The organism is Bradyrhizobium sp. JYMT SZCCT0428, assembly GCF_018131075.1.
In the GTDB taxonomy this organism is placed as follows: domain Bacteria; phylum Pseudomonadota; class Alphaproteobacteria; order Rhizobiales; family Xanthobacteraceae; genus Bradyrhizobium.
This window is the reverse complement of record NZ_JAFCLS010000045.1, coordinates 1-20,064: the sequence shown is the minus strand read 5'-3', so window position 1 is coordinate 20,064 and position 20,064 is coordinate 1. Positions and strand designations below refer to the sequence as shown.

Below are 20,064 nucleotides of genomic sequence, written 5' to 3'. Positions count from 1 at the left end.
TCACTATTCCGCGAATGACCACGGGCATGACAGGTGCCCCTTCACCCGGACCCAAACTTCTCATGCAACGCCGGCCACAGCCGGTCCGGTTTGAACGGCGTCGCCGTGAAGCGGATGCCGGTGGCATCGGCGATGGCGTTGCCGAGCGCGGCGGCGACCGGGTTGTACGGGCTCTCGCTCATCGATTTGGCGCCCATCGGCCCCAGCGTGTCCGACGTGTCGGCGAACAGCACGTCAGTGCGGGGGACGTCGGCGAATGACGGCAGATGATAGTCGCGGAACTTGGGATTGATGACGCGGCCGCGTTCGTCGATGACCATCTCCTCATAGAGCGCAGCGCCCAGCGATTGCGCGACGCCGCCTTCGATCTGGCCGCGGCACTGCAAGGGATTGGCGACGCGGCCGGCGTCGGCGGCCTGCACGCTTTTCAGGATCTTGAGTTCGCCGGTGAATTTGTTCACCGCGACGCGAAAGCCCTGCACGTTGAAAGCGATCGAGCGCGGCGTGCCTGATGAATTGCCGCTGGCGCTCAGCACCTTGCCGAGCGATTGCGCTGAAGCGGCGAGGACGGCGTAGGGCGTGCGGCGTCCGGCGCAGACCGCGGCGTGGTTGTCCAGCGCGCAGGCATCAGGGTTTTCGCCCAGCATCGACGCCGTGAATTGTTTCAACTGATCCGCCAGCGCCTCCGCTGCCGCCAGCGTTGCATTGCCAGCGACAAAGATGCCGGCGCTGCCATAGGCGCCGGTGTCGTGGCCGCCATGCGCGGTGTCGGACTGGCGCAAGGAAATGCGATCGACGGTGGTCGCGAGCGCGGATGCGGCGATCTGGCGATGCACGGTGCTGGTGCCGTTGCCGAATTCCGCGGTGCCGACCGTGAGGTCGAAGCCGCCGTCGCCGCGCAACGAGATGCTGCAATCGGCGAAATGCCCGGCCGGCGGCACGGTGTCGATCATGGTCAGCGCGATGCCCTCGCCGGTGAGCCAGTCCGCGGACAGTTCGGGCTTCGGCGCATCCGCGGCCATCGCGCCCTCGACCAGGTCGAGGCACTGGTCGAGGCCGTAACTGCCGTAGAGCACGTCGTGATACTTGGATTCCGGCGGCGAACGCATGGGATCGCCTGACTTCACCACATTGCGACGGCGCATCTCGAACGGGCTGATGCCGAGCTGCTTTGCCAGTTCGTCGATCGCGGCTTCCACCGCGATCAGGGTTTGCGGCAGGCCATAGCCGCGAAACGCGCCCGACGGCACGGTGTTGGTATAGGCGGCGATGCCGTCGACTTTCTTGTTCGGGCAATTGTAGACGCCGAGGGATTCGCCGACCGAATGAAACAGCACCGGCCCGGCGTGGTTGCCATAGGCCCCGGTGTTGGAGAGCACATCGAGCTGCAGCGCCGTGAGTTTTCCGCTTTTGTCGGCGCCGGCTTTCACCGTGACGCGCATCGGATGCCGCGTCGAGGTCGCGATGAACTGTTCTTCCCGGGTCAGTTCGAACTTGACCGCGCGGCCGGTCTTCAGCGCCGCCAGCGCCAAAATGTCCTCGACGAACATTTCCTGCTTGCCGCCGAAACCGCCGCCGACGCGCTCACAGAACACCCGCACCTTGTCGGGCGGCAATTCAAACAGGTCCGCCAGCGTGCGCCGGGTCAGGAACGGCACCTGCGTGCTGGAGCGGACGTTCAAAATTCCGTCGGCGTCGACCCAGGCGAGGCCGCCATGGGTTTCCAGCGCGGCGTGCTGGACCCGCTGCGTTGTGAAGTTACCCTCATAGGTAACGGCGGCCTGCGCCAGCGCGGCTGCGACATCGCCAAATTCGCCATGGATTTCGGCCACGATATTGCGCGCGGCGTTGGCGACGCGATTTTCGGATGTCTTGTCGCCGTGAAGCACGGGCGCGCCAGGCGCAATCGCGGCGGCGGGATCGATCACGTCAGGCAGGATTTCATATTCGACCTTGAGCCGCCGGCAGCCTTCCTCGGCGGCGGCTTCGGTGTCGGCGATCACGGCGGCGACCTTCTGGCCGATGAAGCGGACAACGGTGTCGAGCACCTTGGTGTCATCAGGGTCCATCCAGTCCCATTCGTGGCGCGCCGTCGAGAACAGGCGATCCGGCGCGTCTTCTGACGTCAGCACAGCATGCACGCCGGGGACGTCGAGCGCCGCAGTCTTGTCGATAGCAATGATTCTGGCGTGCGGATGCGGCGAGCGCAGCATCTTGATATGCAGCAGGTCCTCCGGCGCGACATCGAACGTATAGCGTTCCGCGCCGCGCACCACCTGAGGGCCGGCGGGCACGGGCAGGCTGCGGCCGAACGCGGTGCCGGCGTCGGCGTCCTCGATGTTGATCTTGCCATCAAGTGCATCCTCGATCGAGCGATAGCCGGTGCAGCGGCAGATATTGCCCTTCAGCGACGCGCCGAGGTCCTGCCGCTGCGCCTGGTTCAGCGATGCGCAGGTCAGGATCATGCCTGACGTGCAGAAGCCGCATTGAAACCCCTGCGCATCGAGAAACGCCTGTTGCATCGGATGAATGCCGTCGTCAGGCGCAAGGCCTTCGATCGTGGTGATGGCGTGACCGGCGGCGCGGAACGCCGGGATCAGGCAGCTATGCACCGGCTCGCCGTCGAGCAGCACGGTGCAGGCGCCGCAGTCGCCGGCGTCGCAACCCTTCTTGACGCCGAAATGCCCGAGCTCGCGCAGGAAAGTGCGCAGGCATTGTCCGGGCTGCGGGGATTGCGAGAATGATTTGCCATTGATCTCGATGCTCATGGCGTCACTCTTGGCACCGCCTGCAATTCGCCGCGGATTTCTTCGGCCAGCCGCAGCGTCATCGCCTTGCGCCACATCGGCTTGCCGTGGACGTCGGTGTGATAAAGGCCGTCGGGGATACGCTGCAGGATCGCGTCGCGCAGGTCCTTTGCTGCTGGAATACCCGCAAAGGAAAACTGAACGGGCCGCGCGGTAGACGCGGTGACCGTCAGCGCCAATCCGCCGTCGCTGCTCACACTTCCGATCAAGAGCGCTGCCGAACGGCCGACCGGCGTCAGCGAGATCTGACGGAACGCGGAGCGTCGCTTCAGCGCCGCAAGGGGAATATCGATCTGCCGCAGGAGATCACCGGGCGCCAGCACGTTACGCTGGTCACCGGTGACGAAATCCGCCACCGGAATTTGCCGTTCGCCGCCGCCGGCCTGCCAGATCGTACAGATGCCGTCGAGCGCCGCGGTCAGCGAGATCATCGGCCCCGCCGGCAGCGACATGCAGATGTTGCCGCCCACCGTCGCGGTCTTCCAGATCTTGAAGGAAGCCAGGAACGCACGGCAGCATTGGTTGACCAGCGGCGAGGCGGTCCATTCCGGCGGGCAGGCAAGCGCATCGAGTTGCGCCACCGTGCAGGTCGCGGCAACCGACAAGCCGGTTTCGCTGACGGTGAGCGCCGGCCATTTCAGATCGGTGAGGTCGATCAGCCGGGTCAGATGGGTTTGCGGTTCCGAGAACAGCCAGGTCCCGCCGGCAAGCCAGGTGTCGTCTGCCGTCCAAACGGGCAATTCATCCCGCGTGGTCGGACGTGCAACGGCGCGGATGGTGTTCAGGTCCATGGATACGCTAACGCTTTCAAGGTGATGCATCTCCGATTATGAAGTGTTGCAAGACCAGCGCCAATTGCCAATGCCGTTGGGATGGTCTTGCATTCCTAAGTGCGTCCGCAAATCAGGTGGGATCATGGACCAAACGCAGGCGATATGGATCAAGGATCCGCTTTCTATTTTCGCCGACGGCGCCGAGCGCGGCGTTGTGGTTCGCGGCAGCAAGATCGTCGAACTGGTGCCGCGCGGCCGGGAACCCGCGACATCAGATACCGCCGTCTATGATGCCGGCGTCCATGTCGTGCTGCCCGGGCTGATCAACACCCATCATCACTTCTACCAGACCCTGACCCGGGCGCTGCCGGCCGCCCTCGATCGCGAGCTGTTCCCGTGGTTGCAGGCGCTCTATCCGGTCTGGGCGCGGCTGACGCCGGAATCGCTGCATCTCGGCGTCACCGTGGCGATGTCGGAATTGCTGCTGTCCGGCTGCACCACCACGACAGATCATCACTACGTGTTTCCGGCAGGCCTCGAGGATGCCATCGATATCGAGGTCGCCGCCGCGCAGCGCCTCGGCATTCGCGTGCTGCTGACCCGCGGCTCGATGGACCGCTCGCAAAAGGACGGCGGCCTGCCGCCCGACAGCGTGGTGCAGGACGAGGACACGATCTTGGCCGACAGCGCGCGCGTGGTGGCAAAACACCACCAGCGCGGCGAGGACGCGATGGTGCAGATCGCGCTGGCGCCGTGTTCGCCGTTTTCGGTGACGACCTCGCTGATGCGTGCGACCGCCACGCTTGCGGATAAACTCGACGTTCGCCTGCACACGCATCTGGCGGAGACGGAAGACGAGAACAGGTTCTGCGAGCAGATGCATGGCTGCCGGCCACTGGATTATCTCGAACAATGCGGCTGGCTCAATTCGCGGACCTGGCTGGCGCACGGCATCCACTTCAACGCTACGGAAATGCAGCGGCTGGGCAAGGCCAGGACCGCGATTACGCATTGCGCCTGCAGTAACCAGACGCTTGCCTCCGGCTGCTGCCCGGTCTGCGAGATGGAGGAGGCGGGGGTTTCGATCGGCCTCGGCGTCGATGGCTCGGCGTCGAACGACGAGTCCAACCTGATGCAGGAAGTACGCGCCGCGTTTCTCTTGCAACGGGCGCGCTACGGCGTCGGCCGCGTCAGCCACAAGGACGCGCTGCGCTGGGCCACCAGGGGCTCGGCGGCTTGCGTCGGCCGCCCCGAACTCGGCGAGATCGCAGTCGGCAAGGCGGCCGATCTCGCGCTGTTCAAGCTCGACGAGCTGCGATTCTCCGGCCACGGCGATCCGCTCGCCGCGCTGGTGCTGTGCGGCGCGCACCGTGCCGATCGCGTCATGGTCGGTGGCAAGTGGGTAGTGACCGATGGCGCGATCCCCGGCCTCGACGTACCGGACCTGATCCGCCGCCACAGCGCGGCGGCGCGTGCGATGCAGGCGGGGTAGGGTGGTGCGCTAGGTGCGCTCCCTCGCCCCGCGCTTGCGGGGAGAGGGTTGGGGTGAGGGGCTCTATCCCCAGGTCAGATGAGAGTTGTCTTGCGAGTGCTGTCTTCGTGAGGCCGTCAAAATTGCGAGCGTGTGCCTCGCCCCTCACCCGGATCGCAAGGGCGATCCGACCTCTCCCCGCAAAGAGCGGGGAGAGGTGAACCGAGACCACCCCTCACTTCCCCGGAATCTTCTCGTCGATGCCCTTCACGTAAAAATTCATGCCGAGCACCTGACCGTCGTCGAGATGCGTCCCGCCCTTGCATTCGACTTCCTTGCCGTCCTGGCCGACGATCGGGCACTTGAACGGCTGCAGTCTGCCTTCGATGATGGCGGCTTCGGTGTCCATTGCCAGTTTCTTCACGTCGTCGGGCATGTTGGTGTAGGGGGCCATCACGACCAGTTTCGACTTGAGGCCGCCCCAGAAATCTTCCGACTTCCAGGTGCCGTCAAGCTCGGCCTTGACGCGCTGGATGTAGTAGGGGCCCCAATTGTTCATGGTCGAGGTGAGCTGCGCCTTCGGGCCGAACTTGATCATTTCGGAATCCTGGCCGAACGCCAGCTTGCCGCGCTCGGCGGCGACCTGCATCGCGGCGGGGCTGTCCGTGTGCTGCATGATGATGTCGGCGCCCTGGTCGATCAACGCCTTGGCGGCGTCGGCTTCCTTGCCGGGATCGAACCAGGTGTTGGCCCAGATGATCTTGACCTTGATGTTGGGATTGATGGTCTGCGCGCCGAGCATGGTGGCGTTGATGCCGGAGATCACTTCGGGAATCGGGAACGAAGCGATATAGCCGAGCACGCCCGATTTCGACATCTTGGCGGCGATGATGCCCTGGATGTAGCGGCCCTCGTAGAACCGCCCTGAATAGGTCGACATGTTCTTGTCGCGCTTGTAGCCGGTGGCGTGCTCGAAATGCACGTTAGGATATTTCTTTGCGACCTTCAGCGTCGGCTCCATGTAGCCGAACGAGGTGGTGAAGATCAGCTTGTTGCCGGCGCGCGCCAGCTGCTCGATCGAGCGTTCGGAGTCCGGGCCTTCGCTGACGTTCTCCAGGAACGTGGTTTCGACCTTGTCGCCGAATTCCTTGACCATCTCGAGGCGGCCGAGGTCATGCTGATAGGTCCAGCCGAGATCGCCGACCGGGCCGAGATAGATGAATCCGATCTTGAGTTTGTCGGCGGCGGAAGCACCGAGGAGGCCTGCGCCGGTGGCGAGTACCGCTGCGGTTGCCGCGATCAGAATCTTTTTCATGGATCTCTCCGTTTCGCTGACGGGTGGACGCACTCTTCCCGATGCGCAGCGCCCCGTCGCGCGCGCTTCGGGCATGTTACCGGTCGGGCACGAACACGGTCCCGAGCGCTGCAGGCGCGGTCGAACCCCCGGTTCGTGCACGTGAAATCAGGACAAGGACGATGATGGTCGCAAGATACGGCAGTGCCGACATCAATTGCGAGGGGACGCCGACGCCCCAGCCTTGGGCGTGCAGTTGCAGGATCGTCACCGCGCCGAACAGGTAGGCGCCGATCACGAGGCGCCCCGGCAGCCATGAGGCGAACACGACCAGCGCCAGCGCGATCCATCCGCGCCCGGCCGTCATGCCCGGAATGAAAAACGGTGTGTAGGCGAGCGGCAGATAGGCGCCGGCCAAACCAGCACAGGCGCCGCCGAACATCACCGCGAACATCCGGATCCTGAGCACGGGATAGCCGAGCGCATGCGCTGACGTGTGGTTGTCGCCGGCGGCGCGCAGGATCAGCCCGGTCCGGGTCCTGTACAGGAAGAACCAGACGCCAATCACGAGCGCGAGCGAGAGGTACACGAAGGCGTCCTCGCCGAACAGGATGCGCCCGACCAGCGGGATGTCGGTGAGGCCGGGAATATGCAGATGCGGCGCCAGCGAAATCTTTTCGCCGACGAAGCGGGAGCCGATCAGGCCGGACAGGCCGATGCCCAAAATGGTCAGCGCGAGGCCGGTTGCGACCTGGTTGACCGCAAGGCCCAGCGTCATCAGCGCGAAGATCAGCGACATCAGCACGCCGGCGCCGATGCCGCACAGCGCGCCGATGATGACCGAACCGGACAGCCAGGCGCCGCCGAAGCCGCAGGCCGCGCCCACGATCATCATGCCCTCGACGCCGAGGTTGAGCACGCCGGCGCGTTCGGTCACGAGTTCGCCGGTCGCAGCCAGCAGCAGCGGCGTGGAGGCCGCCAGCACCGCAAGGATGATGGCCTCAATGAGCCCCACGGGACACCTTTGGTGACGCGAAGACGAGTTTGAACCGGTAGAGAATGAGGGAGTCGCAGGCGAGCACGAAGAACAGCAGAATGCCCTGGAACACCTTGGTAACGTCCAACGGGATTTTCATTGTGATCTGCGCCTGCTCGCCGCCGATGAAGGTGAGTGCGAGGAAAAGTCCTGCAAATAATATTCCAATCGGGTTCAGCCGTCCCAGGAACGCGACGATGATCGCGGTGAAACCGTAACCGGGCGAGATGCCGGGTTGCAGATGTCCGACCGGCCCTGCGACCTCGATGATCCCGGCCATGCCCGCCAGCGCGCCTGAAATTGCGAAGGCCAGCAGGATCAGCTGGTTGGAATTGAAGCCGCCGAAGCGCGCGGCGCGGGGCGCGGCGCCGACAACGCGGATTTCAAAACCCTTGATGGTCCTGGCGAGCAGCACCGCGCCTGCCGCGACCACGACAAGCGCAATGACGCCGCCAAGGTGCAGCCGTCCGCCCTCGATCAGCACAGGCACGGTCGCGACCGGATCGAACTCGGCGGTGGTCGGGAAGTTGAAACCCTTGGGATCGCGCCACGGACCGCGCACCAGATAATCGAGCAGCAGGTCGGCGACATAGACCAGCATCAGGCTGGTGAGGATTTCGCTGGCGCCGAACCGGACCTTGCAGATCGCCGGGATCAGGCCATAGAGCGCGCCGCCGACAGCGCCCAGCAGCAGCATCGCCGGAAATACCCAGGGGCCGGCGTCGGTGCCCTGGGTCTTTACAGCGAGCCAGCTGCCGGCGACGGCGCCGATCAGGAATTGCCCTTCGGCGCCGATGTTCCAGGCATTGGCGAGATAGCACAGGGACAGGCCGATCGCGATCATCACCAGGGGAGTCGCCTTCACCGCGATCTCCTGCAGCGAATAGCTGTCGACGAAGGGAGCGATAAAGTAGACGCCGAGCGCCGATATCGGATTCTTGCCGAGCATCGCAAACAGGATGCTCATGGTCGCCAGCGTCAGGCCGATCGCGATCAGCGGCGAGATCAGCGCGATCGCGCTCGACCGCTCGGCGCGCTTTTCAAGCACCAGCTGCATGCGCCGCTTCCTTCTGCTCCAATGTGCTTCCACCCATCAACAGGCCGAGCTTCTCGCGGCTCGCATCCACTGTTGCCATCGGCTCCGACAGATGGCCGTGGAACATCACCGCGATACGGTCGGTGATCTCGGTGAGCTCGTCGAGATCCTGGCTCGTGACCAGCACCGCCGCGCCGGAGGCCGCGAGATCGAGCAGGGCCTGGCGGATCACGGCGCCAGCGCCGGCGTCGACGCCCCAGGTGGGCTGGCTGACAACCAGCACGGCAGGACTACGCAGGATTTCGCGGCCGACGATGAATTTCTGCAGATTGCCGCCGGAGAGGCTGGCGGCTTCCGGATCGCGGCTGGCCTTGCGCACGTCGAAGGCCTCGGTGGTGCGGTCGACGGTTTTCAGCATGGCTGCGGTGTTGACGAAGCCGTGCTGGACCATGCCGGAGGCCGCATGGCCGGTCAGCAGCGCATTCTCTGACAATCTCATGCGTGGCGCGGCGGCGTGTCCGAGCCTTTCCTCGGGAACGAAGGCCGCGCCGAGCTTGCGGCGTTGCGTGATCGACAGGTGCCCGGCGGCACGCCCGTCAATCACCACTGCGCCGGGGTCCTGCGCCAGCCGTTCTCCCGACAGCGCCGCGAAAAGCTCGTCCTGGCCGTTACCGGCCACGCCGGCGATGCCGAGGATTTCGCCACCCCTGAGTTCGAACGAGATGTGCTGCAGCCGCACGCCGTGGAGATCGTCCGGCGCGAGGGTGAGGTCGTTGACGACCAGCCTCGCCACGTTCGTTTGCCGGTCGGCGGCAGCCTTCACTCGCCTGATCTCGCCGCCGACCATCATGCGCGCGAGCGAAGCTGCGGTCTCCGCTTTGGGGTTGCAGGTCGATACCTTCTTGCCGTCGCGCAGGATGGTCGCGGTGTCGCAGAGCCGTTTCACCTCTGCCAGCTTGTGGCTGATATAGAGGATCGCGCACCCCTCCGCCTTGAGACGGTCGAGCACGATGAAGAGCTGATCGGCCTCCTGCGGCGTCAGCACCGCGGTCGGCTCGTCGAGGATCAGGAATTTCGGGTTCTGCATCAGCGCGCGCACGATCTCGATGCGCTGGCGTTCACCGACCGACAATTGCCAGACCTCGCGTTTGGGATTGAGCGGAAGCCCGTAGACACGGGATACTTCCTCAAGGCGCGCCGACATGTCCTTGAAGGATTCCTTGCCATCGAGCCCGAGGGCGACGTTTTCCGCAACGGTGAGATTGTCGAACAGCGAGAAATGCTGGAACACCATGCCGATGCCGCGCGCGCGGGCGTCCGATGGTCCGGACAGAACCATCTGCTCGCCTTGCCAGCGCATCTCGCCTTCGCTCGGCTGGATCAATCCGTAGATGGTCTTGACCAGCGTCGATTTGCCCGCGCCGTTTTCGCCGAGCAGCGCGTGGATCTGCTGCGGCCAGATATCGATGCTGACAGCGTCATTGGCGAGGAGCGTGCCATAGCGCTTGGTCAGGCCCACCGTCTGGAGCAGCGGTGTGGCGCCGGTGTGCTGCACGGCAGGCGTCGAATCCGGCATTCGTGGTCACGCGTCCCCAAGGAGTCCCAAGCAATGGATGCCTCAATACTGGGCTAGTTTAAACCCGCGCGTAAGTAGCAGGCGCGATTTTCTTTGAGCACCCGTCGTCATGCCCGGGCTTGTCCCGGGCATCCACGTCTAGCTTTCTTCAGTTGTTGCAAAGACGTGGATGGCCGGGACAAGCCCGGCCATGACGGAGAGAAGACACAGCCTGAAGAATTACTTCCACACCCCGGCATGAACCGCCGCGGCCTCGTCCTCCAGCAGTGGGCCGACCACTTCGGTCGAGCGCTGGCCGCTGCCGAACACTTCCCGGCAGGGCAGATCGAGGGTCGGATTTTCCGGATGGTTGCCGGTCAGTTCGCGCAAGCGATGTTCGCTCAGGCCGTAAACCAGCCGGCCGATCCCGGCCCAGTAGATCGCACCGGCGCACATTGCGCAGGGCTCGGCCGATGAATAGAGCGTGGCGCCGCGCAGGATGTTGGCATCGATCGTGGTGCAGGCCTGGGTCGCCAGCAGCCGTTCCGCATGCGCCGTGCCGTCATGGGACGGCATGTAGCCGTTCTCGGCCTCGAGCAGCACGTTTCGGTTCGCATCGACGAGCAGGGCGCCGAAGGGATGATTGCCGTGGGTCATGGTGCGGCGGGCGACGTCGAAGCTCAGGCGCAGGAAATGCGCATCGAGCTCCGGTTGGGTCAGCGCAGCGATATCCGCCATCAATGCCTGTCAATGCCCGGCCATATGCCGCCCGATCTCGGTGAGATCGGCCTCGCTGGCGCGGGCTTCATGGACGAACTGTCCGTGGAACATCACCACCAGACGATCCGACAATTCGAGGAGTTCGTCGAGGTCCTCGCTGACCAAAAGCACCGCGGCGCCGCGGTTGCGGGCGGCCATGATCTCGGCATGGATCTGGGCGACCGCGGCAAAATCGAGCCCGAAGCAGGGATTGGCGGCGATCAACACCTCGACCTCGCCGCCGAGTTCGCGCGCCAGCACCGCGCGCTGCACATTGCCGCCCGAGAGCGCCGCGATCGGGGTGTCCGGCGAGCGGGTCTTGATCTTGTACAGCCCGATCTTGCGCTCGGCATCCTTTCGGAACGCGGAGCGATTGAGCCACCAGCCGCGCGTGGCGAACGGCGCGCGGTCGAATTCACGGAACGCGATATTGTCGGCGACGCTCATGCCGCCGACGCAGGCGTTCTTCAAGGGCTCCTCCGGGAGCAGCGACATCTTGTGACGCCGCATCTCCTCGCGGCTCGCTGAATAGAGATCGCCGCGGATGCGGATTTCGCCGCTCTCGGCCTCGCGCTGGCCGGCCAGGACTTCCACGAGTTGCCGCTGGCCGTTGCCGGAGACGCCGGCGATGCCGACGATCTCGCCGCCGCGGACGGTGAGCGAGACATTTTCGACCGCGACCGCGCCGGCATCGTCGATCGCACAAAGCTTGCTCAGCTCAAGCCGCGCCTCGCCCAATTGTCCGACGCGCGGCGGCTGCACCGTCAGCTCCTCGGCGCCGATCATCATCCGCGCCATGCTATCAGGCGTGAGATCGGCGACCTTGCCGTTGCCGGCGAGCTTGCCGCGGCGCAGGATCGTCACCTCGTCGGCGAACGCCATCACCTCGCGGAATTTATGCGTGATCATCAGGATGGTCAGGCCGCCGTTCACGACCATGTCGCGCAGCATGCCGAGCACCTCGTCGGCCTCGCCCGGTGTCAGCACGGAGGTCGGCTCGTCCAGGATCAGAAAACGTCGCTTCAGATAAAGCTGTTTCAGGATTTCGCATTTCTGCCGCTCGCCGGCGGAAATGTCGGATACCCTGGCGTTGAGCGGCACCTTGAACGGCATCCGCGCCAGAAACGCTTCCAGCTCCTGTTTTTCCTTGGCCCAGTTGACGACAGCAGGAACGTCATCGCGCGCCAGCACCAGATTTTCGGCGACCGTCATCGCCGGCACCAGTGTAAAATGCTGGTAGACCATGCCGAGCCCGAGCGCGTGCGCGTCCTTGGGGTTGGCGATCGCCTGTTCGCGGCCGCCGACCAGAATGTCGCCCTCGGTCGCGTGATAGTAACCCATGATGCATTTGACGAGCGTGCTTTTTCCTGCGCCGTTCTCGCCGAGCAGCGCGTGGAACGAACCCGGCTGCACCTTCAGTGCGACATTGTCGAGTGCAAGGAAGTCGCCAAACTTCATGGTCACCGCGACCGCGTCGACGCCGAGCGGGCCTTCGGGAAGCGGTGTCTCGCCGATGATCATGACACGGCCTTGATGAACGCGCCGGAGGTTGCGACCGCGCCGAACACGCCGCCCTGCATCTTGATCATCTTCAGCGCGTGGTCGTGATTGCTCTTGTCGGTGGCGGCGCAGCAATCCTCGATCAGCACGCATTCAAAACCGCGGTCGTTGGCTTCGCGCATCGTGGTGTGGACGCAGACGTCGGTGGTGATGCCTGTGAGTACGAGGTTCTCGATGCCGCGCAGCCGCAGCATCAGTTCGAGATCGGTGGCGCAGAACGATCCCTTGCCGGGCTTGTCGATAATGGGCTCGCCGGGCAGCGGCGCGAGGTCGGGAATGATCTCCCAGCCGGCCTCGCCGCGCACCAGCACGCGGCCGCACGGGCCGGGATCGCCGATCCCGGCGCCGATCTGCCGCGAGCGCCACTGCTTGTTGGCGGGAAGATCCGTGAGATCAGGGCGGTGGCCCTCGCGGGTGTGGATGATGTGAAAGCCCTGCGCGCGCATCACGACAAGCAGTTTCTTGATCGGCTCGATCGGCGCGCGGGTCAGCGAGAGGTCATAGCCCATCTTGTCGACATAGCCGCCGACGCCACAGAAGTCGGTCTGCATGTCGATGATGACGAGCGCGGTGTTTTGCGGGCGCAGGTCGCCGTTGTAGGGCCAGGCATAGGGTTCGGATGAGATATAGCGCTCGGGCATGGGTCGCTCCCGTCTATCGGGTGATGGACAATTCGGCCGGCGCGCCGGTCAGCGTGCGCTTCGGCGAACAGGTGATGATCATGATCGCCAGCGTAAGGATGTAGGGCGCGGCGTTGAACAGGTGATAGCCCGAGGTGACGCCGACCGATTGCAGCGCCGGTCCCAGCGCCGCAGCGCCGCCGAACGCCAGCGACGCCCACAGGCACAGCATCGGGTCCCAGCGCGCGAAGATCACCAGCGCCACCGCGGTGATGCCCTGGCCGGAGGAGAGGCCCTCGTTCCAGCTGCCGGGATAGAACAGCGACAGGAACGAGCCGCCGATCCCGGACAGGAAGCCGCCGACCATGGTGGCGCGCAGCCGGATCGCCAGCACCGAATAGCCCATCGCCCGCGCCGCATCGGAGCTTTCGCCGGCGGTGCGGATCAGCAAGCCCCAGCGCGTGGTCTTGAACGCCCAGTATAACAGCGGCGCCAGCGCGATGCCGATCAGGAACAGCACGTTGATCCGCAAGGCCGCGCGGACCTGCGGCACATCGCTCCACCAGCCGAAATCGATCGCCGGCAGCCGCGCCGCGGTCGGTTCGATCAGCGGCTTGCCGAGATAGAAGGCAAGGCCGGTCCCGAACAGCATCAGCGCGATGCCGACCGCGATGTCGTTCACGCGCGGCAGCGAGCAAATGCCCGCATGCAGCGCGCCCAGCATCGCGCCGGTGATCCCGGCGGCGAGCACGCCGAGCCAGGGCGAGCCACTGAGATAGGAGATGCCGTAGGCGCTCATCGCGCCCATCACCAGCGTGCCTTCGAGGCCGAGATTGATGCGCCCCGAACGCTCGGTGATGCATTCGCCAAGACTCACGAACAGAAACGGCGTCGAGACGCGGATGGCGCCGCCGAACACGGCCAAGGGAACGGTCCAGAGTCCGAGCGATCCATCCGCCATCAGGATTTTCCTTTCAGGAAGCCGATCCGGCCGTACAGCGCGTCGCTCGCCAGCACGAACACGAAGATGATGCCTTGCAGCACCAATACGGATGCGTCAGGCAATCCGAGCCGGCGCTGCAGCAGCCCGCCGCTGGCGCTGATGCCGCCGAGCAGGATCGCCACCGGAATGATCGCCAGCGGATTGTGCCGCGCCAGGAAGGCAACGAGGATGCCGGTAAATCCGTAGCCGGCCGCGAGATTGGCGTTGGTGCGGCCCTGCACGGCGGCGACTTCGACCATGCCGGCGATCCCGGCGGCGCCGCCGGCGAGAAAGCAGATGATCAGGATCAGTTTGTTGATGCCGAGGCCGACGATTTTTGCCGCACGGATGTTGCCGCCGGCCACCCGCGCCGAGAAGCCGAACACGGTGTGATAGATCAGGATGTAGGACGCGAACGCCGCGACCAGGCCGAACGCCAGCCCCCAATGCACGTCGGTGCCGGGAATGCTGCCGATCATGTTGGCCGCGCCGATTTCGCGGGTCGATGGCTTGTTGAGGCTGGCGGGGTCGCGCATCGCGCCCTCGACCAGATGGTTGAGCACCGCAAGCCCGATATAGACCAGCAGCAGGCTCGAGATGGTCTCGTTGACGCCGCGATATTGCCGGAGCGCGCCCGCCAGCGTGATCCAGAGACCGCCGCCGATCACGCCGGCGCACACCATCGCGGTCTGCACCACCAATGGCGAGGCCCATGGCATCGCCAGCGCGACTGAAGTGGCCGACAGCGCGCCAATGAGCAGCGCGCCTTCGCCGCCGATAATGACCATGCCGAGTTGCGCCGGCAGCGCCGTGCACAACGCGGTCAGGATCAGCGGCGCGGCACGTGTCAGCGTGTTCTGCCAGGAGAACCAGGTGCCGAACGCGCCCTGGTACATGTAGAAATAGAGATCGAGCGGGTTCTTGCCGAACAGCGCCACGAATAGCCCGAAGGTTGCAAGCGCGCCGACCAGCGCCGCGCCCGGGATCAGGATATATTCGATGGTCGCGCCGTAGCGTTGGAGGAAGCCGGGATCAGCGGCCGGCGCAACGCCGACCGCCTCCACCGGATCCGCCGAACCTGTTGTCACGAAGTGGCTCCGAGCACGCCTTCCACCAGATAGTTCATCTTCTCGAGTTCAGGATCCGTCTGGCCGCGATCGGTACCTGACGTAATGACCGCGTTGCCCTTGTTGTCCATGATCGGGCCCTTGAAGATCGTGTAGTTGCCGGCGACGAGCTTGGCCTTGATGTCGTCGGCGTGCTTGCGCGCCTCGGCCGAGACCGCCTCGCCATAGGGCGAGCATTTGACGATCTCTTCCTTGAGGCCGCCGCGATAGAAGTTCGGAATGGTCTCTCCGGCCGCGATCATCTTGACGAATTTCGGATACAGCGCTTCCCAGTTCCACTCCGCGCCGGTGAGATACGCCTTCGGCGCCAGCGGCGACTGGTTGACGTGATAGCCGCACACCATCGCGCCGCGGCGCGCGGCGTTCTCGACCATGGTCTTGGGACCGTCGACGTGGCAGGTGAGGACATCGACGCCCTGGTCGATCAGGCTGTTGGTGGCTTCGGCTTCCTTGACCGGCATCGACCAGTCGCCGGTGAAGATCACCTGCGTGGTCGCCTTCGGGTTGGCGAGCCTTGCGCCGAGCGTGAAGGCGTTGATGTTGCGCAGCACCTGCGGGATCGGTTTCGCCGCGACGAAGCCGAGTTTGCCGCTCTTGGTGGAGTAGCCGGCAACGATGCCGGAAATATACTGGGCCTCGTCGATATAGCCGAAATAGCTGCCGGCGTTGGTCGGGTCTTTATCGCTCCACAGGCCGCCGCAATGCTCGAAGCGCAGTTTTGGAAACTTCTTCGCCATCTTGATGACGTGCGGGTTGTAGTAGCCGAACGAGGTCGGGAACAGCAGCGACGCGCCGTCGAGGTTGATCATGGACTCGATGGTCTTTTCGACCGCGTCGGTCTCAGGCACCTTTTCTTCCTCGATCACCTTGAGGCCGGGCAGCTTCTTCAGCGCCGCCGCGCCTTGCGCGTGCGCCTGGTTGTAACCGTAATCGTCGCGCGAGCCGACATAGACGAAGCCGATGGTGGTGCCGGCTGCGCGCGCGGCGCCCGCGCCGAGCGCGGTGCCGAGTGTCAGCGCCGCACCTCCCTGCAACAGATGCCGTCGTGAAATCCTGCCAAATTCCATGTGCTGCTCCCTCTGGCGGTTGGACCGCCCGCTATTTCGTGGGCCGCGCCGATGCGGCGGGCTCGGGGAGCGATGTCGCAATCTTCATGCCAGAGCGCGTGAGGCGGGCATTCCTGCATAAGCTGATGAGCGGATTGAATTATCTGGCGGGCGTTGCTCGGCATGTAAAATATGTGCAGGGCCGAAATGGCTAATTTTTAGGCGGCATTTCATGATTGTATGCAAGGTCGTTAAGCAATTGTTAGATCCCGCAGTGCCGTCAGCAGGCCGAATTGGCGGCGGATTTCTTGCCTCGCCGGCTGGTCAGGCGAATTGAGGCTGCTACCAGTCAGGGGCCCGCGGCTTGCGTCGACACCGTCGGCATTGAATGTGTATCGATCGGCCCCGCGCTGGAAACGGCGCGGCGCTGGACAGGAAAAGCATGAGCAAGACAGAAGTGGCCAGCAGCGTCTCGGGCAAAGCAGCGCTTGGCGATGAAATCGTCGGCCGGATCAACCAGCTCGCGGCGATCTCCGAGACCCCAGAGCATCTGGCGCGGATCTTCCTTTCGCCCGAGCACCGCATCGCCGCCGATCTCATTCTGTCATGGATGCGCGAGGCCGGCATGGCCGCGCATCTCGACGCCATCGGCAATGTCTGCGGCCGCTACGAAGGCGACCGGCCGGGCCTGCCGTGCCTGATGCTGGGCTCGCATTACGACACCGTGCGCGATGCCGGCAAATGGGACGGCCCGCTCGGCCTGATCACGGCCATCTCCTGCGTCGCCGATCTGAACAAACGCGGGCGGCGGCTGCCATTCGCGGTCGAAGTCGTTGGATTTGCCGACGAGGAGGGCGTGCGCTTCGCCTCGACGCTGCTCGGCAGCCGCGCGGTCGCGGGCACCTTTGTGGAGAGCGCACTCAATTCACGCGACCATGCCGGCATCTCGATGCGCGATGCGATGGTCACATTCGGCCTCGACCCCGAGCATATCGGCGCGGCCGCGCGGACCCGCCGCGAACTCCACGCCTATGTCGAGCTGCACATCGAGCAGGGGCCGGTGCTGGAAGAGAACAATCTGCCGGTCGGCGTCGTCACCGCGATCGCGGGCGCTACGCGGCTGGCAGCAAAACTGACTGGTATGGCCGGCCATGCCGGCACGGTGCCGATGGCGTTCCGGCGCGATGCGCTGGCAGGCGCCGCCGAATGCATCTGCATGGTGGAGGAATTCTGCAAGACCGATGCGGCCGGTCTCGTCGGCACCGTCGGCTATATCGACGCGATGCCCGGCGCCACCAACGTGATCCCCGGCCTCGTCTCCTTCACGCTCGACATCCGCGCGCCGTCAGATCCGCACCGCAAGATGGCCGTCGCCGACATCGTGCGCCGCATCGAAGCCATCGCGAAACGCCGCAATCTCGTCCTGCAGCTCGACGTCACCCACGAAAACCGCACCGTGCCCTGCGCGCCCTGGCTCAAGGCGCAGGTCGCAGACGCCGTCGCCGCCGAAGGTTTTGGCGTGTTCGACCTGCCGAGCGGCGCCGGGCATGACGGCATGGCGATGATCGATATATCAGACGTCGCCATGCTGTTCGTACGCTGCCGCGGCGGCATCAGCCATAATCCGGCGGAGCATGTCGAGACGGCCGATGCGGATGCAGGGGCGAGGGTGCTGCTGAGGCTGGTGGAGAATTTCAGGCCGAAGTAATTCGTAGGATGGGTAGAGCGAAGCGAAACCCATCGCCTTCTTTCGTCATTCCCCGATGCGCAATTGCGCATCTGTGGGCGCGCGCAGCGCGAGCCCGGAATCCATCAGGCCGCATGCTCTGTCGTCCGATGGATTCCGGGCTCGATGCTGCGCATCGCCCCGGAATGACGGAGCTCGTAGGATGGGTAGAGCGCAGCGAAACCCATCGCCTTCGTCAGTGTTTGGCGTGGTGGGTTTCGCTGCGCTCTACCCACCCTACAGACCTACATGACAGTTCGATGACAAACTTCCCCGCGCTGTTGCGGAGAGACGAATCAATGATGCCTGGAGTACCAACGCGTGATACCAGACACGCCGGACATTGCTCTCATTTCCGCCCATGAACAGCCAGATCACATTTTCATCGCATCGCGGATACCGCTTTCATCAAGGCATGTTGGCGAGTTTTGTCGCCAACAGCATTCAGGCCGTCATTTTCTCGGTGATCGTTTCCTTCGAAAATATCATTTGTCGGCGGGCATCGAGGAGCTGTACCGGCATTCGATGAATGCGGCGTTTGCCGAGAAGGAAGCCTTTCTGGTTACCGGGGCGCCGCACGCCTCCGCCTATTATCCGCGCGACTTTGCCTGGTTCTATCCTGATGTCCTCGACCCCGAGACCATCATGGATGCGCAGGACGCGGTCCGCAGGGTTCGGCTGCTCGAGAAAAGCGTCCGGCTGATGCTGGAAGCCGTTCGTGCCGGCGTCGTCACCACGACGATCGTGCCTGCCGGGCGCAACCGCTACATCGGGATCAACTATTTTTCGCGCCCCTCGGATACGCTGCTCGGTATCCTTGCTGGCCTGGAGCAACTGCTCTCCGCCGAGCAAAGGCCGGCTTCGTATCTGGCGATGTCGCAAGGCGCGCATGCCGGCCGCCTGTTGCTCGCGGAGTATCGCGCCGATTTGAAGCGGGAGATATTCAAGCTCGCCGGGGCGCTGGAACGCTTCGATGACACCGGGCTTTCGGCGCTGCTGTGCGACGTCAGCGCGCCCCGTTCTGCGGCGACCGATACCCGTGCCGAACGCCGGCGGTTCGTCACCAATGCCTGCGTCTATGCGACGTTCCTGCGCGGTATCAAGCTTGGGATCATCGAGCAAACCGAGCTGGAGCAGCTGCTTGGACGCGCGCTGTCACAGTACAAGAAGGAGCTGCTGCTGCTGTTCGGCCGGCACGGCTATATCAGTCATTCCCTGGACTCCCGCGCGCCGTCGCCGGTTTATTCCATCGCGCTCGATTTCGTGAATGTGCATCAGGGCTTTTGGGATTTGAACGACGCGGAGGAACGCGCGCTGTTCGCGGCCACGACCGACTTCATCCTCGCCGAGCCGCGGTTTCGGGTCCCGGATACATCGCACTTTCTGGTGTCCGCCGATAATCCGCTGAACAAGCTCATTCACAAAATTGCGGCGCCGGCCTATCAGGGCCGTTCGTCCTGGCCGACCTTCAACGTCGAATTCGCCGATCGCATGCTTGAGCACGATGAATGTTCCGGCTCCGGGATTTATCGGGCTTATGCCTGCGATATATTGCGCAACATCCGCACCGTGACCGAAACCCACGGCGGATATCAGGAACTGATTTCTGAAAAAGGCCTCAAATACCGCACCTGGGCCTATCAGAGCGCCGTCGCGCACTCCTGGTTTCCACGCTTCCTGACAGTCTGGCGGCGAGCGTTCGGGACGTCGCTGCTCGGGAGTTAGCTCGTAGGATGGGTAGAGCGCAGCGAAACCCATCGCCTCCTTGGTCATTCCGGGGCGCGCGTAGCGCGAGCCCGGAATCCATTGGGCCGCATGCGCTGGCGCCCGATGGATTCCGGGTTCACGCTTCGCGTGCCCCGGAATGACGGATAGAGAGTGCGACAAAGTAACCCGACGGGCAAATCAGTTCTGATTTGCAGAAATCATGCCAAGCCTTGAAATAAAAAATATTTCTGTTTACCAGAATGCAAATCAGGTGCATATATTTGCCCATCCCGTCCCACTCAGAGGGCGTCGGCCGTCGTCACGGACGTTGGACGGGTTGCGGTGGACGCTGGTTTGCGCTGAGACGATGGCGTGGATAAGCGTACGGCAAAACCGTGTGGTCCTGGCGCCCGTTGCAGGCGTCAAGCTGTCGGAGAAGCGCAAGCGGGAACGGCGGCGACGGAGTCAACCAAGAACTCGTCTCCGGGGAGATCACGGCATAAGCCGTAAAGCCATTGCGCAGGGAAGGCCGGGTGTTCTCCGCTGCCCTGTATGCTCGTGTGCA

14 protein-coding genes and 1 pseudogene are annotated in these 20,064 nt (G+C 64.2%); 3 read left to right on the top strand and 12 right to left on the bottom strand.

Translation table 11 applies throughout. The features are described 5' to 3' along the window. Positions 1-41 precede the first annotated feature (41 nt). Both JQ575_RS33735 and JQ575_RS33730 read right to left on the bottom strand, forming a co-directional pair. Positions 42-2,768, bottom strand: coding sequence for a molybdopterin-dependent oxidoreductase (locus JQ575_RS33735; protein ID WP_212037482.1), 2,727 nt, complete (start codon positions 2,766-2,768; stop codon positions 42-44). Further along, complete coding sequence (locus tag JQ575_RS33730) at positions 2,765-3,598, bottom strand: FAD binding domain-containing protein (RefSeq protein ID WP_212037481.1); 834 nt, start codon at positions 3,596-3,598, stop codon at positions 2,765-2,767. Before JQ575_RS33730 ends, JQ575_RS33735 begins: the two co-directional genes overlap by 4 nt. 124 nt (positions 3,599-3,722) lie before the next feature. On the opposite strand from JQ575_RS33730, the gene JQ575_RS33725 reads away from it, so the two are divergent. Beyond that, positions 3,723-5,072, top strand: a complete 1,350-nt coding sequence (locus JQ575_RS33725) for an 8-oxoguanine deaminase (RefSeq protein ID WP_212037480.1) — start codon at positions 3,723-3,725, stop codon at positions 5,070-5,072. 214 nt (positions 5,073-5,286) lie between these two features. Here JQ575_RS33725 and JQ575_RS33720 read toward each other — a convergent pair whose 3' ends face one another. From JQ575_RS33720 to JQ575_RS33675, 10 genes are all read right to left on the bottom strand, one after another. Next, positions 5,287-6,366 carry a BMP family ABC transporter substrate-binding protein gene (locus tag JQ575_RS33720; RefSeq protein ID WP_212037479.1) on the bottom strand — a complete coding sequence of 360 codons (1,080 nt, stop codon included), beginning with the start codon at positions 6,364-6,366 and terminating at the stop codon, positions 5,287-5,289. A 76-nt stretch (positions 6,367-6,442) separates the two neighbouring features. Continuing rightward, on the bottom strand, positions 6,443-7,360 hold the full coding sequence (locus JQ575_RS33715; protein ID WP_212037478.1) for an ABC transporter permease: 918 nt from the start codon (positions 7,358-7,360) through the stop codon (positions 6,443-6,445). Next, a complete protein-coding gene (locus tag JQ575_RS33710) occupies positions 7,347-8,438 on the bottom strand; it encodes an ABC transporter permease (protein ID WP_212037477.1) in 1,092 nt (363 codons plus the stop codon). The genes JQ575_RS33715 and JQ575_RS33710 overlap by 14 nt, the downstream gene beginning before the upstream one ends. Further along, the gene (locus JQ575_RS33705) at positions 8,422-9,993 is read right to left on the bottom strand and encodes an ABC transporter ATP-binding protein (RefSeq protein WP_212037476.1); all 1,572 of its coding nucleotides are present in this window, start codon (positions 9,991-9,993) and stop codon (positions 8,422-8,424) included. Before JQ575_RS33705 ends, JQ575_RS33710 begins: the two co-directional genes overlap by 17 nt. A gap of 219 nt (positions 9,994-10,212) precedes the next feature. Continuing rightward, positions 10,213-10,710 (bottom strand): nucleoside deaminase, encoded by a 498-nt coding sequence (locus tag JQ575_RS33700; protein ID WP_212037475.1) that lies wholly within the window; start codon positions 10,708-10,710, stop codon positions 10,213-10,215. A 9-nt stretch (positions 10,711-10,719) separates the two neighbouring features. Then, complete coding sequence (locus tag JQ575_RS33695; protein WP_212037474.1) at positions 10,720-12,252, bottom strand: ABC transporter ATP-binding protein; 1,533 nt, start codon at positions 12,250-12,252, stop codon at positions 10,720-10,722. Further along, entirely contained in the window at positions 12,249-12,932 is a 684-nt protein-coding gene (locus JQ575_RS33690) for a cysteine hydrolase family protein (protein WP_212037473.1), read from the bottom strand. The genes JQ575_RS33695 and JQ575_RS33690 overlap by 4 nt, the downstream gene beginning before the upstream one ends. A gap of 13 nt (positions 12,933-12,945) precedes the next feature. Continuing rightward, complete coding sequence (locus tag JQ575_RS33685; protein WP_212037472.1) at positions 12,946-13,872, bottom strand: ABC transporter permease; 927 nt, start codon at positions 13,870-13,872, stop codon at positions 12,946-12,948. Further along, entirely contained in the window at positions 13,872-14,981 is a 1,110-nt protein-coding gene (locus tag JQ575_RS33680) for an ABC transporter permease (protein WP_212037471.1), read from the bottom strand. The genes JQ575_RS33685 and JQ575_RS33680 overlap by 1 nt, the downstream gene beginning before the upstream one ends. Further along, positions 14,978-16,087 (bottom strand): BMP family ABC transporter substrate-binding protein, encoded by a 1,110-nt coding sequence (locus JQ575_RS33675; RefSeq protein ID WP_212037470.1) that lies wholly within the window; start codon positions 16,085-16,087, stop codon positions 14,978-14,980. Before JQ575_RS33675 ends, JQ575_RS33680 begins: the two co-directional genes overlap by 4 nt. A gap of 421 nt (positions 16,088-16,508) precedes the next feature. Here JQ575_RS33675 and JQ575_RS33670 point away from each other — a divergent pair, with 421 nt between their 5' ends. Together JQ575_RS33670 and JQ575_RS33665 are read left to right on the top strand one after the other, a co-directional pair. Further along, positions 16,509-17,774 carry an allantoate amidohydrolase gene (locus JQ575_RS33670; RefSeq protein WP_212037469.1) on the top strand — a complete coding sequence of 422 codons (1,266 nt, stop codon included), beginning with the start codon at positions 16,509-16,511 and terminating at the stop codon, positions 17,772-17,774. 379 nt (positions 17,775-18,153) lie between these two features. Further along, positions 18,154-19,517: pseudogene (locus tag JQ575_RS33665) on the top strand (hypothetical protein). Positions 19,518-20,064: the final 547 nt, after the last annotated feature.